The sequence below is a fragment of the Leptospira weilii genome (genome assembly GCF_006874765.1).
In the GTDB taxonomy this organism is placed as follows: domain Bacteria; phylum Spirochaetota; class Leptospiria; order Leptospirales; family Leptospiraceae; genus Leptospira; species Leptospira weilii.
Genome location: NZ_CP040840.1, coordinates 2,360,001 through 2,375,000 on the forward strand (window position 1 = coordinate 2,360,001; position 15,000 = coordinate 2,375,000).

Annotated in this window: 11 protein-coding genes (2 of these 11 running past the window's edge); 2 read left to right on the forward strand and 9 right to left on the reverse strand. The window is 41.4% G+C overall.

Annotation, left to right across the window (positions count from 1 at the left end; all coding sequences use genetic code 11):
- Both FHG67_RS11315 and FHG67_RS11320 read left to right on the forward strand, forming a co-directional pair.
- Positions 1-744: the 3' portion of an acyl-CoA carboxylase subunit beta gene (locus tag FHG67_RS11315; protein WP_002635319.1), read on the forward strand. Its footprint begins 909 nt before the window's first position; only the last 744 of its 1,653 coding nucleotides appear in the window; the start codon falls outside the window, past its left edge; the stop codon is at positions 742-744.
- Between the two features lie 4 nt (positions 745-748).
- Complete coding sequence (locus FHG67_RS11320; RefSeq protein ID WP_004501328.1) at positions 749-3,496, forward strand: ATP-binding protein; 2,748 nt, start codon at positions 749-751, stop codon at positions 3,494-3,496.
- Positions 3,497-3,634: 138 nt separating this feature from the next.
- Here the strand turns inward: FHG67_RS11320 and FHG67_RS11325 are convergent, their stop codons facing one another.
- The 9 genes in view from FHG67_RS11325 to FHG67_RS11365 are tightly spaced (at most 47 nt apart) and all read right to left on the reverse strand, a layout consistent with a single transcriptional unit that may run on beyond the window.
- Positions 3,635-4,678 carry a protein-glutamate methylesterase/protein-glutamine glutaminase gene (locus tag FHG67_RS11325; RefSeq protein WP_002635274.1) on the reverse strand — a complete coding sequence of 348 codons (1,044 nt, stop codon included), beginning with the start codon at positions 4,676-4,678 and terminating at the stop codon, positions 3,635-3,637.
- Positions 4,675-5,172 (reverse strand): chemotaxis protein CheD, encoded by a 498-nt coding sequence (locus FHG67_RS11330; protein WP_002635285.1) that lies wholly within the window; start codon positions 5,170-5,172, stop codon positions 4,675-4,677. The genes FHG67_RS11325 and FHG67_RS11330 overlap by 4 nt, the downstream gene beginning before the upstream one ends.
- The gene (locus FHG67_RS11335; RefSeq protein ID WP_004496169.1) at positions 5,169-5,681 is read right to left on the reverse strand and encodes a chemotaxis protein CheW; all 513 of its coding nucleotides are present in this window, start codon (positions 5,679-5,681) and stop codon (positions 5,169-5,171) included. Before FHG67_RS11335 ends, FHG67_RS11330 begins: the two co-directional genes overlap by 4 nt.
- 11 nt (positions 5,682-5,692) lie before the next feature.
- Positions 5,693-8,638: a methyl-accepting chemotaxis protein gene (locus FHG67_RS11340; protein ID WP_004498461.1), complete on the reverse strand. Its 2,946-nt coding sequence runs from the start codon at positions 8,636-8,638 to the stop codon at positions 5,693-5,695.
- A 47-nt stretch (positions 8,639-8,685) separates the two neighbouring features.
- Positions 8,686-10,812 carry a chemotaxis protein CheA gene (locus FHG67_RS11345; RefSeq protein ID WP_004498430.1) on the reverse strand — a complete coding sequence of 709 codons (2,127 nt, stop codon included), beginning with the start codon at positions 10,810-10,812 and terminating at the stop codon, positions 8,686-8,688.
- A gap of 2 nt (positions 10,813-10,814) precedes the next feature.
- Positions 10,815-11,186, reverse strand: coding sequence for an STAS domain-containing protein (locus FHG67_RS11350; RefSeq protein WP_004498488.1), 372 nt, complete (start codon positions 11,184-11,186; stop codon positions 10,815-10,817).
- Positions 11,187-11,193: 7 nt separating this feature from the next.
- Positions 11,194-11,556 (reverse strand): response regulator, encoded by a 363-nt coding sequence (locus FHG67_RS11355; protein ID WP_002622170.1) that lies wholly within the window; start codon positions 11,554-11,556, stop codon positions 11,194-11,196.
- Between the two features lie 15 nt (positions 11,557-11,571).
- On the reverse strand, positions 11,572-12,834 hold the full coding sequence (locus tag FHG67_RS11360) for a hybrid sensor histidine kinase/response regulator (protein WP_002622163.1): 1,263 nt from the start codon (positions 12,832-12,834) through the stop codon (positions 11,572-11,574).
- A protein-coding gene (locus tag FHG67_RS11365; RefSeq protein ID WP_004498471.1) for a PAS domain-containing sensor histidine kinase crosses the window boundary here: on the reverse strand, positions 12,797-15,000 show its 3' portion. 31 nt of this gene lie beyond the right edge of the window; the window shows 2,204 of its 2,235 coding nt (coding positions 32-2,235); its start codon lies beyond the right edge, outside the window — the gene reads right to left on this strand; the stop codon is at positions 12,797-12,799. Before FHG67_RS11365 ends, FHG67_RS11360 begins: the two co-directional genes overlap by 38 nt.

A 15,000-nucleotide genomic window follows, 5' to 3' on the forward strand; every position in this document is an offset into this window, starting at 1 on the left:
TTGTATTTGCAGAATATCTGTGATCACGGACAATACTTCGAAATCCAGGGACAACGTTCCAGAAACTTAGTCACCGCTTTTGGAAGAATCGGCGGGCATGTGATAGCATTTGTCGCAAACAACTCGGCCGTTTCTTCCGGACAGATCGATATCGGTGCCGCGAGAAAAGGAACCAGATTTATCCGTTTCTGCAACCTCTACAATATACCGATCGTTTTCTTGGAGGATACGACAGGGTTTTTACCCGGAAAAGAACAGGAACAAAACGGGATCGTTCTCGAAGGAAGAAAACTTCTGGATTCCATCATTGACATCCGCACTCCTCGTCTAACACTGATTATTCGAAATGCGTTCGGAGGAGCGTACGCTTGTTTTAACTCGTATCACACGGGAGCGGACATGGTATTCGCTCTTCCTACCGCTAGGATTGCGGTGATGGGACCGGCGGGTAAAGACTACGTCTACAAGGACGAAGTATCCTCAATCCAAAAAGAATATCAGGAAAACGTAAGGAAGGGAATGTCCGAAAAAGAAGCGATCGTCGTCCGCGACAAAAAACTTCAAGTTCTTTCCACACAGTACGAAAGGGAACTGATGAATCCGAAAGAAGCCCTTTCGTTGGGTTCCGTTTCCAGAATTGTTCTTCCCGGAACAACCAGAAGTATCCTTTTTCAAAATCTGGATTATTTAATTCGACATTATAAACCGGCCCCATTGTCCGGACCTCAAAGGGAGTTTGAGTAATCGCATGATCGACTTTCACAACAATCGTATTCAATTTCATCAATCCAATTCTCCTTGGATCCGTTCCTTCTCTTTGGAATCGATCAAATGTCTGATCGTATGTCGGGGACCGGTCCGAAAAGAAGCGATGGAAATTTTTGATTCGATCGGAATTAGGGAATACGGAATTCTTCTTTCCGAAAAAGATTCGGTCGTTTATCCTATGGCTCTTGCTCCGGAACTCAGAGGGTTTCGTTTTCCGAATAATATCCACCGTGTTCCCGATTATATGGGAGTGGGTAAGGAAGAAAAAGTGGAGAGAATCGAACAGATTATCTCCGTTGCAAAAGACAACAAGTACACTCATATTTTTGCCGGATACGGCTTTATGGCGGAAGATGCCGAGTTTATCGAAGCGATCGAAAAGAGCGGAGTTGTTTTTATGGGACCCGCTTCCCATGTTGCGAATCAAGCCGGTTCCAAGGATGCGGCTAAAAAGATCGCAAGAAAACTCGACGTATCCGTAACTCCCGGCGTAGATAATATTTCCTCTCTTGCGCTTTTAACGAAAGCTCCCGATGCAAAAGCTCTCGAAAAACTCGCAAAAGAAAAAGGAATCGATTTCAGTTTCGATTCTTCCGTTTCTCTGGAAGTAAACGCGGAGAACTTGCTAGAATTGGGATATTCTAAAATTATAGAGCTTGTCACGATTGCCGATCTTCAAGTCGAAGCGGAAAGGGAAACGAAGAAAATTTGGGAAAAATATCCTAAGAATAGAATTCGTTTCAAATACATCGGCGGAGGCGGTGGAAAGGGACAAAGGGTCGTTTCCAAAATCGAGGAAGTAAAAGGCGCCGTTCAAGAAATTCTTTCCGAATCGAAAGTGACCGCTCCCGGGACCAATAAAAACTTCCTGATCGAGTTGAATATCGAGAACACAAGACACAACGAGATACAGCTCATCGGAAACGGAGAATGGTGTTTGGCTCTGGGAGGCAGGGATTGTTCCGTTCAGATGCACGAACAAAAGCTTCTTGAGCTTTCTCTCACTCAAGAGTTGCTCGAAAAAGAAATCGCTTCTTGTTCGACGACTCATCCGAAAAAAGCCGAGGTTCTCAAAGGAGATCTGAAAGTTCTTCGGGAAATGGAAGAACAGTCTGAACGTTTTGGAGCGGCCGTAAAGCTAAATAGCGTTTCCACCTTCGAATCTATCGTAGAAGGAACCAATCATTTCTTTATGGAAGTGAACACTCGGATTCAGGTGGAACACAGAGTCACCGAGATGGTGTATTCTTTGAAGTTTAAAAATCTTGAAAATCCGAACGAATTTTTCGTAGTGGACAGTTTGATCGAGGCTATGGCTCTTCTTTCTCTTCACGGAAAAAGACTTCCGAAACCGGAAAGGATTCTTAAATTTTCTTCCGGAGCGGAAGTTCGTATTAATGCGACCAACAAAGCGATCCAACCGCACGCTGGTGGAGTTATCATGAACTGGTCCAAACCTCTTCCGGATGAAATCCGAGACGATCAGGGAATCAGTATCCGGAATCCGGATATGGGTCTATTCGTACATTATAAAGTAGCAGGTGCTTACGATTCCAACATCGCGCTTCTCATCTCTCACGGTGAAAACCGCACGGACAATTTAATCCGACTCGGAAACATCCTAAGAAAAACGGAACTCAGAGGTTTCGACCTTTCCACGAACCTTTTGGTTCATTATGGTTTGATCCATTGGATTCTTGGAAAGGACGCTATGTTCAAACCTTCCACTGCGTTTATGATTTCCTATCTTGCGGGGGTAGGGGCTCTGGAAAAGATTGTGAAAGACGTGGATCTGGAGATCGCTTGGAAAAAAGTAATTTCTGAGGCCACTTCTCCTGAAGCGAGGAAAGTTTTAGGAAGAAAGCTGACTCTCATTACTAGACCGATCAGCAAGTTGCTTAAAGACGCTCACTTAGTTGCGGGATTTATAGGGTTTCATTTGAATCATTCCTGGAGGATTTCCGGTTCTAAGATCGAATGGCTTCGAAATCCGATTTATGTGCTTTCGGATCTTTACCATTATCTGAATATGGAAGCGGATCCGAGTCTTTCCCCTTCCGAACAGATCTGGGATCACGACAATGAAATTCTTCAGAAGGCACTTTCTTTTTATCGAGAACTTTCTAAAAGAACCGGGATTCCCGCGGATTCGATCGAACTTGTTGTAAATTTGAATTCTGGTAAAACGATTTCCGGAATCGACTCGGAGATTTTACCTTCCGTTTTTCAATCGCATAACGGCTTTCAGGTGGGTTTAGAACTGCTCAAACTTCTTCCTTCTGCCGGACTAAACTCCGGATTTTACAATTTGGAAGTGGATGAAAAGTTGGAAGCTCTCATTCCGGAAGAATTTAGAAAGGCCGAAACAAGAGACGCTTTCATTAAATTTCTCGCTCCGCCTCCGAAGGCAAGTTCCGACGAGATCGTAGCTCCAATGGGAGGAATGTTTTATTCCAAAGAAGCTCCTGATCTTCCCCCAATGGTAAAAGTAGGGGATCACTTCAAAGCGGGGCAGCCCCTCTTTATTGTGGAAGTCATGAAAATGTTCAATAAGATCTCGGCTCCTTTCAGCGGGACCGTAAAAGAAATTTTGTTAAACGACAGTGACGGAAAGATCATTTCCAAAGGCCAGACGATTTTCAAAATCGTTCCGGACGAAGTGATTCATATTGAAACCGAAGCGGAAATTGCGGAAAGAAAAAAGAAAACTACGTTAAGCCTGGTTTAGAGTTCGTCTCAAAAAATTCTTCTAGACGATTCGACAACTTCTAAAAATGTAGGAGTTCTTACGCTTTTAGGTTTGGGATTGGCTTTTAGTTTAAAACTTCTTTTTATGCTCTCTGTAGAGATCTCATGTATGAGCGCCTTAGAAGTACTGAACCTCTTCTACAATCTTTGAGAGCGGAAGGACCGTGTCCGCGGCTCCTTTCAAAATCGCTTCTTTCGGCATGCCGAAAACCACACAGCTCGTTTCGTCTTGTGCGATTGTAAAAGCTCCGGTTTGTTTCATCTTCAAAAGTCCGTTTGCCCCATCGTTACCCATTCCGGTCATAATGATCCCTTTTGCGTTTCTACCGGCGATCTTTGCGACGGAATTGAAAAGTACGTCCACGGAAGGACGATGTCTATTGATTAGCGGACCGTCTAAAACTCGAACGTGAAATTGAGTTCCGTTGAGATAAATTTCCATGTGTTTGTTGCCGGGCGCGATGTATGCAGAACCAAGTTGGATTCTGTCTCTGTCCTTGGCCTCTTTGACTTGGATCTCGCAGATTTGATTCAATCGATTGGCAAACGCCTCTGTGAATTTTTCCGGCATGTGTTGAACGATAACGATTCCGGGACAGTGAATGTTCAATCGGGTGAGGATATATTCGAGCGCCTGCGTTCCTCCTGTGGAGGTTCCGATTGCGATCAATTTATCCGTTGTGCTAATTTTGGAAAAATCCGCTTTGGTTTGTTTGTGATTCTCGAAGAATTTCGAGTCTCCGTCCTGAAAAGAATGAAGTTTGATCTGCGCGCCGGAAGCTGATGCCGCTTTTACCGAATCTGTAAAAAGAACTTCCGATTCTTCTAAAAAATTTTTTAATCCGACTTTGGGCTTTTCGATGATATCGATCGCACCTAACTTCATCGCAAGTACTGCAGTCTCAGATTCTTTGAGTGTGGAACATATGATCACCGGAGTCGGCTTTTCCGACATGATCTTTTTTAAAAAAGAAATTCCATCCATGCGGGGCATTTCCACGTCGAGTATAAAAACGTCCGGCCAAACCGAAGAAAGTTTTTCCGATGCAAAAATGGGATCGGATGCAAAACCTATGATTTCAATTTCAGGGTCCTTATTTAGAATTTGTGTGAGAACTTGGCGAACGACTGCAGAGTCGTCGATGATAAAAACTTGAATCATGAAAACTCCGGTTTTTCCACGTAGATTTCTCCGTCCCAAAGAGAAAAGAAAATTCTTCTATGGGAAAATCCTCCCAGGTCTTCGGAAGTGATCGGGAGTCGATTCTTACTTAAGAATTCCTTAATGGAACGAATGTTTTTCATTCCTATGTCTCGGACGGATTTAATTTCGAGGAGTTTTTCCTCTTCCGTAGAAAACATGGAGGCCCCGCCGAAAAGTTTGATCTGATATTGACTGGCTTTTCCTCCCGTTTGTTCTATTTTTTCAAAAAACAATCGAATGGCGTCGTCAGCATATTTCGCGTTTAAAGAGGCGTCATAATCTGATCTTGATGGAAGCATAACGTGTGCCATCCCTCCGTAAAAAAGAGCGGGATTCCAAAAACAAATCGATATGCAGGAGCCGAGTAAGGTTCTGATTCTCAGATCCCTTCTTCCCCAACAAAAACCTCCGGGTTGTAGAAATATATCCCTTACAGTATCCGGTTCCGTCATGCGTTTTCTGCAAATACCTCTGATTGACTTTCTTCCAGGGACGTTAGTTCTTCTAAGTTCAGAATTTTTTCCGTGTTCAAAATTATTATGAACCCGTTTTCCTGTTTAGCCATTCCTAGGATAAAATCCACTTTGATTTTGGAACCGAAAGTAGGTGCCGGTTCGATATCGTTTTCCGGAATCGAAATGACTTCATTGACCGATTCAACAAGAATTCCCAAGTCCGTTTTTTCTTTTTGGTCTCCGTTTCGTTCCGAATGAATTTCCACGATGATTACGCATGTTTTACGATCCGGTTCTATTTTACTCTTAAAGAACTTGTGTTTCAGATCCACGACGGGAACCACGTTCCCGCGAAGATTGATGACTCCCGGAATAAATTCCGGCATTAGGGGGACGTTTGTCAAACCGGAATACTCAATTATCTCTTTGATATGTAATATTCCAATTCCGTAACATTCCTCTCCTAGATAAAACGTTAAAAACTGATTTTCCTCCAAAGCGTTCATACTTGTCCTCTTCAATATTTTTCAAACTTTTCAGGGACGGACATTCCTACGGATTCCGATTTTGTCTTGGAAAGTTCTTTTCGAGTCGTAGGAGTTGTTTTTAATATTCCGGTTCCAGCCGATTCTTTTTCTTTGTATAAAAGGCCTCCGCCGTTCGTCATTTTTTTACCGTCTCTTTCCACGATCTTAAAGAACAAAACGGATTCCCGGAGTTGTTCTGCTTGCGCGTTCATTTCTTCGGAAATGGCGGCTAACTCTTCCGAGGCAGAAGCATTTTGTTGGGAAACCTGATCCAATTGTCCCATCGCCTTATTGATCTCGGAAACTCCCGAAGCTTGTTCGTCGCTTGCAGCGGTGATTTCTTGGACCAGATCGGCGGTTTTTCGAATCGAAGGAACGATTTGAGAAATGAGTTCTCCGGCTTTTTCGGCGATAGCAACGCTACTTCCCGCCAGACTACTAATTTCATTCGCGGATTTCTGACTTCTTTCTGCCAGTTTACGAACTTCGGATGCAACGACTGCGAATCCTTTTCCGTGATCTCCGGCTCTTGCTGCTTCGATCGCGGCGTTTAACGCGAGTAAGTTGGTCTGATAGGCGATGTCTTCGATGATACTGATCTTTTCTGCGATTTGTTTCATCGCTTTTACCGTTTCAATTACGGAGGTTCCTCCTTCTTCCGCATCTTTAGAAGACTTGGAAGAAATTTGTTCCGTTTGACGGGAATTATGCGCGTTCTGGTCGATGGAAGCCGTCATTTCTTCCAGAGAAGAAGTGGTTTCTTCCACACTTGCGGCTTGTTCGGAAGCGCCTTGGCTCAAAGAATTTGCGGTGGAAGAAACTTCGCTGGCCGATGTCACAAGACTCGAAGAGCGAACGATAATATCTCCGATGATATCGTTTAACTTGTCCATCGTGGTATTGGAATATTCTTTCAATTTTCCGAAAGTACCGTGATACTCGTTCGTGATTTTTTGTGTGAGATTTCCCGCGGAGATTCTTTCCAAGGCCTCGACGACTTCGTTTAAACCTACATTGCTGACTTCCAAAAGTTGATTGAGGGATTGGCTGAGATTGAGAAAAAATCCGGTCTTTGAATCCAAAGAAATTCGAGTCGTAAAATTTCCTTTTGCGGCGGCATTGACGATCCCTTCCACTTCGTCTTGAACCGCGAGTTCTCTAGTAACGTCCGCCCATTCCACAACGGAACCGAGTCTTTTGCCGTTTGTGTCCACAATCGGATTGGCAATCAGATCGAAAGTTCGTCCGCCTATTTTAATCGTGGCTTTATGAATTCCTACAAAGTTACTGAGGACGCCTCTTTGGTGCGCCGGATTTTTGTGAAACTGATCGATACTCGACCCGATTAGGGTTTTAAGATTGAAATGAGCGAATTGTTTTTTTATATCCGCTTCTCCGATCTGAAACATTTCTACGACGGCTTTATTCATATAACGAATGTTGAATTCGTTATCGGCAATCATAATGTTTGTCGACGTATTGTCCAGAGCGACTTTCACACGAACCAGTTCCTCGTTTTCGATCTTTCTCTGTTCGGCGATTTTATTTTGTTCCGTAACGTCGCTCCATTCGACTACCGAGCCCAAGCGATCTCCCGCTTCGTCTATGATCGGATTGGCGATCAGATTGAATTGTCTTCCTCCGATGTTGATCGAAGAGCGGAACGTATCCGTAAATTTATTGAGAAGCCCTCTTTGATAGGAAGGATTTTTGTGAAACGTATCTATGTTAGTTCCGATCAAACTGGACGGATTGAAATTGCTAAATTGTTTTCTAATGTCCGTCTCCGCGATGTGAAACATGGAACGGATGGATTTATTCATGTAGACGATGTCTAGGTTCCGATCCGCCATCATAATGTTCGTGGTCACATTATCAAGAGCCACTTTAACGCGTGTTAGTTCCTCGTTTTCGATCTTTCTCTGTTCGGCGATTTTATTTTGTTCCGTGACATCGCTCCATTCCACAACTATACCTAATTTATTTCCTTTCACATCGGTGATCGGATTGGCTATCAAATTGAAATCCCTGCCTCCGATAGAGATCGAGGAACGGAAGGCTCCGGTGAGTTGATTCAAAAGACCTCGTTGATGCGCGGGATTTTTATGAAAGGTATCGATATTGGTTCCTACCAAGTTGGTAAGATTGAAATTCAAAAGTTGCTTTTTGATGTCTGTTTCGGCTTTACCGAACATTTCCCGAATTGCCTTGTTCATATAAACAATGTCAAAATTACGATCCGCCATCATGATATTCGTGGTCACGTTGTCCACTGCGGTTCTCATCCTCAAAAATTCTCTTTCTAAATTGAGAATTGTTTTGTGACTGAAACGATTGAACCACCACAGAACGAAAATGAGAAGAGTCGATACTCCGACGTATTCCACAATCGTGATCCAAAAGTGATTCTCGATTCCAATGGGAATTACGGAAGCGGTCTCCGTCGTTCTTAAAAGTTCCTTGAGTATTTCCGATTTGGATTGTCTAAAAACGGAAAGTTCCGAAAAGAAATCGGATTTTAAAAGAAAAGTAATTTCTTTTTTCAAATCCTTAGAACTTGAAATTCTTTCTTTCAATTGCTCCGTGTTTGCGTAAAAGGTTGAAATTTTTTGATCGAGTTTTTTAATCGTAGGTTCCTCTTTGGAATGCGATTCAAAAAGAGCGGATCTTAGACTTTTCAGATTTTTTTCTATTCCCTCCAAGTCAGAAACGAGAGTTTCTTTATCCTTCTCGAAAGAAATATGGAGCGAAAATTCTCCGATGGATTCCTCCGTTTTTAACAAAATCTCGGAGAAGTGTCGCGCCGATTCTAAATATTTTGTCGAATGGACGTCCGTTTCAGGATGTACGCTCCGAAAATTCTGAATCGATAGGAAAACAAATCCGTTTATCGTGATAGCCAAGCCGATCCAAACACCTAAATTTTTTCGAAACATTTGATTTCTCCATATTCAAAATTTATAAAATTCATTTCTTTGAAAATTCAACCCGATTTGACGGAAAGCTCCTTATTTTTGGATTGTTCTTGATCGCGGATCGAATTGTATAAACCGGGGACGTCGAGTATGAACGCGATTTCTCCGCTTCCTAAAATCGAGGTGCCGCTAAAACATTTGATGCTTTTAAAAATTTCGGCCATAGGGCGGATAACGGATTGAATTTCCCCTTGCAGGTCGTTGACCACGATTCCAAAAGATTTATCTTCATATTCTAAAATTAGTATATTCTCTTTATAAAATGAATTTGTCTCGAGGGAAAGAAAACCGGAAAGATGAAGGATCGGTAGAAGCTCGTCTCGCAAATTCATGGTCCCTGAAGAGGAGCCGTTTAAAACGACTTTGGATTCCACCGTCTCCCGAACCATCTGCATCGGAACTATGAAGAATAAACCGGACGCACTGACTAAAAAACCGTCTATGATGGCGAGGGTAAGAGGCAAACGAATATGAAAGGAACTGCCTTGGTCTTTTGCCGTTTGGATTTGAACGGTTCCTCTTAAGGATTCAATATTTTTTAAAACGACATCCATACCGACACCTCTTCCGGAAAGATTGGTGACGTGTTCTGCCGTGGAAAATCCGGGTTGAAATATCAGAGAAAAGATTTCCGATTCGGATAAGATCTGGTCTTTCGTTATGAGTCCCTTAGAAATCGCTTTTTCAACGATCTTTTCGCTGTCTAAACCTTTTCCGTCGTCTTTGATTTCGATGAGAATACTTCCGGTGCCGTGACTTGCTTGGATCTGAAGTTTACCGATTGCAGGTTTTCCTTTGCGAATTCTTTCTTCCGAAGTTTCGATTCCGTGATCAAGAGCGTTTCGTAGAATATGAACGATCGGATCGGCGATTTTTTCGATTACCGAGCGATCTAGTTCTGTTTCGCCGCCGAAAATTTCGAGTTCTACTTGTTTATCCAGTTCTTTGGAAAGATCGCGCACTACACGTTTGTATTTTTCGAACAAATCTGCAATCGGAACCATTCGAAGACTCAGCGCGAATTCTCGAATTTCGCTTACCAATCTATAAAGGGATTCGGAATTTTCGATCAATTGAGTGTCTTGAGTGTCTATGATCTTTCTGCTTAGATTTGCTTCTTGGGTGATCAATTCTCCTACAAGAGCGATTAACGTATCTATTTTGGAAGAATCTACCCTAAGGGTTTTTGTTTGTATTTTGAGAGTTTCGGATTCTTTTCCGTTTTCGCCTACGTTCGGCGCGGAGTGAAATTCTTTGGCAGTGTGTACAAAAATGTTTCTGAGTTTTTGAAGTTCGTCGCCGTTTAACACTTTTTGAATTTCGAGAGCGTATAAATAAGCCTCTCTTCCTAAAGGAAAGTCATTGCAATTTTGTTCAAATAGGTCCAAGCCACATTTTGGAGGAAGAATTTTCAGATAACTTTCTTCCTTCAAAAATTGGAATGTGGAATGAATTTCTTCACCTTCTGCCGGAGAATCATATGAGATTTCAAAACCTAAATGAGAATGTTCCGGATGAAATTCCTGCCAATTGGGAATGGATTCAGGATAAACGAAAATGTGTTTGATATTTCCGGATTGAGCTAAGTATTTAATAAACGTATATGGATCCATTCCGGATTCAAAAAGATGTCGGTTCGGAACCAACGTAATTTGCCAATGTGCAGAGCTGGTTAAATTATCTGGGGACGTCTGCGAACTTTTTGAAGTGGAATCCTTTTTGAGATCGTTCGAAAAATTTTCCGAAAGCAATTTTTTTGCAAGCGATATTAGATCGACTTGCTTACGGGAAGTTTTGGGATCCAAAACCAAAGTGTCTGTGTCTTCTACCAATTCTACAAGGTGGCGAATATGATCGCAGGCTAAGAATAAAAATTCGATTCCTTCTTTTGTGAGAATTTGTTTTCCAGAACGAATCCGATCCAGGAGAGTTTCCACTTCATGCGTGAATTTTTCAATCGGTTCGTAACCGAACATCCCGGAAGTTCCTTTGATGGTATGGATTGCGCGAAAGACGGAATGGATTCCTTCTTCGTTTTTGGAATCTTTTTCCAGGATCAAAAGATTGGATTCCATGGAAGAAAGTAACTCTTCCGATTCGGAAATGAACGTAGCCCTAACCTCGGAAAGATCCATTCTTAATCCTTGCCCGCTTCAAATTGAAACGAGGAGAGTTTATTATTATCTTTTAAAAGTCCGGTGATTTCGTAGAAATCGATTAACTTTAAAACGTCGTGACTGTGATTGACAAACCGAACATGTGTGTTTATTCGTTGTGCCTCCTTTTTGAATGAGAGTAAAATCTGTAAGCAAGAAGTGTCTATCTTTTGTATCTTAAAAAGGTCGATTTCTAAAAAAGGAAAATAATCTTTAAAAACAGAATCGAGCTTTTCTTTAAATTCGAGGGCTTCATAAATAGTAAGCTCACCTTCGATCGTAACTTTCGAATAGGAAACGCCGGAGCTTTCCGACGGAATTTCTTGAGGATCTATGTATAATAAAAATGGCATATAGAGCTCAAGGTAATAATTTATGGATCGTTTGGACTAATTCTTCGGGGGAAAACGGTTTCGTGAGCCAAGCTCGGGCGCCGGCGGCCAGTCCTTCGTTTTTTACTTCCACCTGGGATTCTGTAGTGAGCATAATGATCGGAGTAAATTTATTTTTGGGATCCTTCTTGATTTCTTTTACGAACGTAATTCCGTCCATGTTCGGCATATTCATATCACTTACGATGAGATCTACTTTGTCGCTTTGCAGTTTGTCCAAACCGTCTTGACCGTCCACGGCCTCTAAAATGTCGAATTCGGAATTGCTTAGATGCAGATTGAGTATCTTTCTAAAGACAGCCGAATCGTCTACGATGAGAATTCGTTTCATCTTTTATTCTCCTTGTTAATAAACCAACGGGATAAAAATTTCTGCGAGAACACAGAGACTCACGTCTTCGGATGTATGGTCGTTTGCGTTGTGGATAAAAAATAATCCGCGATGTTTACGAACGATATGATCCACGGCAGTTAGTCCGAGACCGAGACCAAACTTTTCCAAATGACTTACGTTTTCAACCGGGGGATAAATTCTAAAGAAAGGTTGGATTACAAGTTGTTCGAACTTTTCCGGAATACCTCCGTAAGGTTTTTCAATCACTCGATTTTTAAACGTTATACAAAAATAACTCTGGTTGACATTCGCAAAAATATCGATCTGGGAATTGGGAGAACAGTATTTGAACGCATTGAGAAACAATTCTTCCATTGCAAGATACAAAAGAGAAAGGTTTACGTTTATCTTATATTCTTTTTTAAAAATGGGAAGAGTGACAGAAACTTTTTTGGACGTCAAAAAAGAGTTTAAATGTTCTGGAAGTTCCTTGGCCTTTTCCAAAATGTCTTTGGTGGAAACGAAGGAAAACTCGAAGTTTTGATCGATCAGATCCAACAGCTTTTCAAGACCGAGCAGCATGTTTTTCGTGATTCGATTGTTTGTAAGAAGAAGATCCAAAATTTCCTTATCTACTTTGTAAAAATTTTCTTCCTGTGTTTTAACAGAATCGATCATATCCAAAAGACTGGTCATCGCGCCGATCCCGCTCCCTTGGGAAAGTGACGTTTTTAAACTGTGAATTGAATTTTTCTCAAAGGACTCGCTGTCGGATTTGCGAATCGTTTCCTTATAGGTAAGCCATTCGAGCTGGTTTCTCAGTTTCTGATCTTCGATCTTGGCCAGGTTCTCTTCCATATTTTTGAGATAACAATAGTTCAGCGCCTTTTGAAGAACTTTGAGGAAGATGTCGGGATAAATCGGTTTTAAGATGTAATCGAAAACCCCGAGTTTCATGATCTCTATGATTTTTTCGTTTCTATCGATTGCGGTCTGGACGAGAACCACAGCGTTAGGATAAATCTCTTTGAGTTTCGTAAGAAAGGAACCCCCGTCCATTACGGGCATCATCAGATCCAGAATGAAAAGGGAATATTTTTTATCTTCAATTCTTTTTAAAGCTTCCGCTCCGTTAGACGCAACCTCATGTTTAACGCCCAATTCGTCACATAAGCTTTCCAGAAGAATACTGTTCTCTTGTTTATCTTCTACGATCAAAATAGGATCGTTTGGAATTTTACGAAAAGTATTCTTCTTTTTCAGTTCGGTTTCCAAGACATATCTCCTTTTCAATCTCGATTAAAATCGATTTCAATTTATCTAGGGAAAACGGGTTTTGGATCGTATAATCCGGGAAGAATGAAAGAAGATCTTCTTGAAAGGGAAGTGGAATATCCGCGGTTTCCAAAAGAACCAAATGACTTAACTTGGAATCTTCGTTTAAAAGAACTCTCAAGAATTTGACAACTTCTGTTTCTTCCAAAAGCAAGCGTGTATCATATAATAATATTCTGTGAGAATCGAGGCTTTTTTGCGGTATTTTGGAAAAATCTTTCGCAGTGCGTAACGTAATGAACTCTTGAAAGTTATGTATGAAATATTTTTCAATGGCTCGGTCGTAGATCCTATCTAGAATTGCAAGTAGAACGGGTATTGATTTAAGTTCGGCTGGATAAATGGGTTCCTGAAAAGTTATGTCTTGAGACAAAGATCTGGCTTGAATGTTTGAATTGAGCGTATGTTTGTTTTCCGAATGAGAGGAGCTCGGAAAGAGAACGTTAAACTTACTCCCTTTTCCGGGCTCGCTTTCCACTTCGATGGAACCTTGGTGGGCTTCCACGATCTTTTTTACAATTGGCAGACCGAGTCCGCTTCCTTCGTAAGCGGATTGATCCTCTCTTTTCACCTGATGAAACGTTTCGAAAATTTTATGAATTTCGTTTTGAGGGATTCCGATTCCGGAATCCTGAACGGAAAGTTCGTAATCGTTTTCGAGTTTTTTTAATGTGATTAGAATTTCACCGGAAATATCCGTAAACTTGATCGCATTTCCGAGCAGATTGAGAATAACTTGTCGGATTCGTTTCGGATCCGCTTTGATTTCAAAATCTGCCTCTTCCGGAAAATATTGAAAAGTCATTCCGATTTTTTTTGTGATCGCTTCTCCTAGAATCATTTCAATTGATGTGGAAATCAATTCCTTAAGATCAAAATCGGATTCATTCAAAACCAGTTTTCCTGCTTCGATTCGGGATAGGTCGAGTATGTCGTTAATGATGTTTAGAAGATGAACGCCAGAATGAAAGATCAGATCCTTGTATTTATTTTCTTTTTCCATTTCCGTCGGAAGCTGCATAAGTCTGGAAAATCCTATGATAGAATTAAGGGGCGTTCTGAGTTCGTGACTCATGTTTGCCAAAAATTCGGACTTGGCACTGTTGGCTTTTTCTGCCATTTCCTTTTGGAGATTCAGCTCCTCTGTTCTTTGAGTTACAAGGACTTCGAGTTTTTCCCTGTGGATTTTCAATTCTTCTAATACGTTTTTACGTTCTAGAAACACGCTGATCAAATCTACAAACGTTCGAATCGTAAAAATTTCCTCTTTGATCACATTGATCGCTTTGAGATTTTCAAATCCGGCAAAACCAAACCACTCGTTGGAAACAAAGAGAGGAATCAAAGTGACGGAACGAGTTTCTCTTTGATTGAAAAATTTTTTTTCATTTTCCGGAAATTCGGAAACGTTTCCCTGCAGATAACCACCTGAGGAAAAAATTTTTTTCCAACGGATGTAATCTTCTTTGTAAGTGATCGATTGGGTTGTCTGGATTTCGGACGTATCCAGAGAAGGGTCGTTTACTTCCAGATAAAGTTCGGCTGAATCCGCGTTTTCCGAGTTTTTAAAAAGGTAGAGTCGCTCCGAATCCACGAAAACGAGGAATTGCTCCATTGCGTATTTTAAAATTTTAAGTTCTACCGATGTAGAAAGAAGGATTTGTGTAGCAGAAGTGATTCCCATTTCCAAACGGAGATGTCTTGTAACCGATTCTCCCTTTTTCACTTTTTCTGTGATGTCCCTTTGTATGGAGATAAAACATAGGATTTTTCCGGAAGAATCCCGAATTGCAGATATATGCCATTCCACGTTATACGGACCTCCGTCTTTTTTGTAGTTGATTGTTTCTCCCGAAAAATCTTTTCCTTGAGTTAAAGACCGCTTTAAATCCCTCATCGTTTTTCGATTTGTTAAAGGTCCTTGGAGTATGCGCGGGGTCTGGCCGATTAATTCGGCCTTTGAATAACCTGTCATTTTACAAAAAGCTGGATTCACAAAAATGATTTTTGGTCCGGGGGGTTCTAATTGTGCGTCCGTGACCAATATGGAATCCGAAATCTGGTTTACCAGAATTTCATAAAGTTCGTGCGAATGTTCGAAGTTTG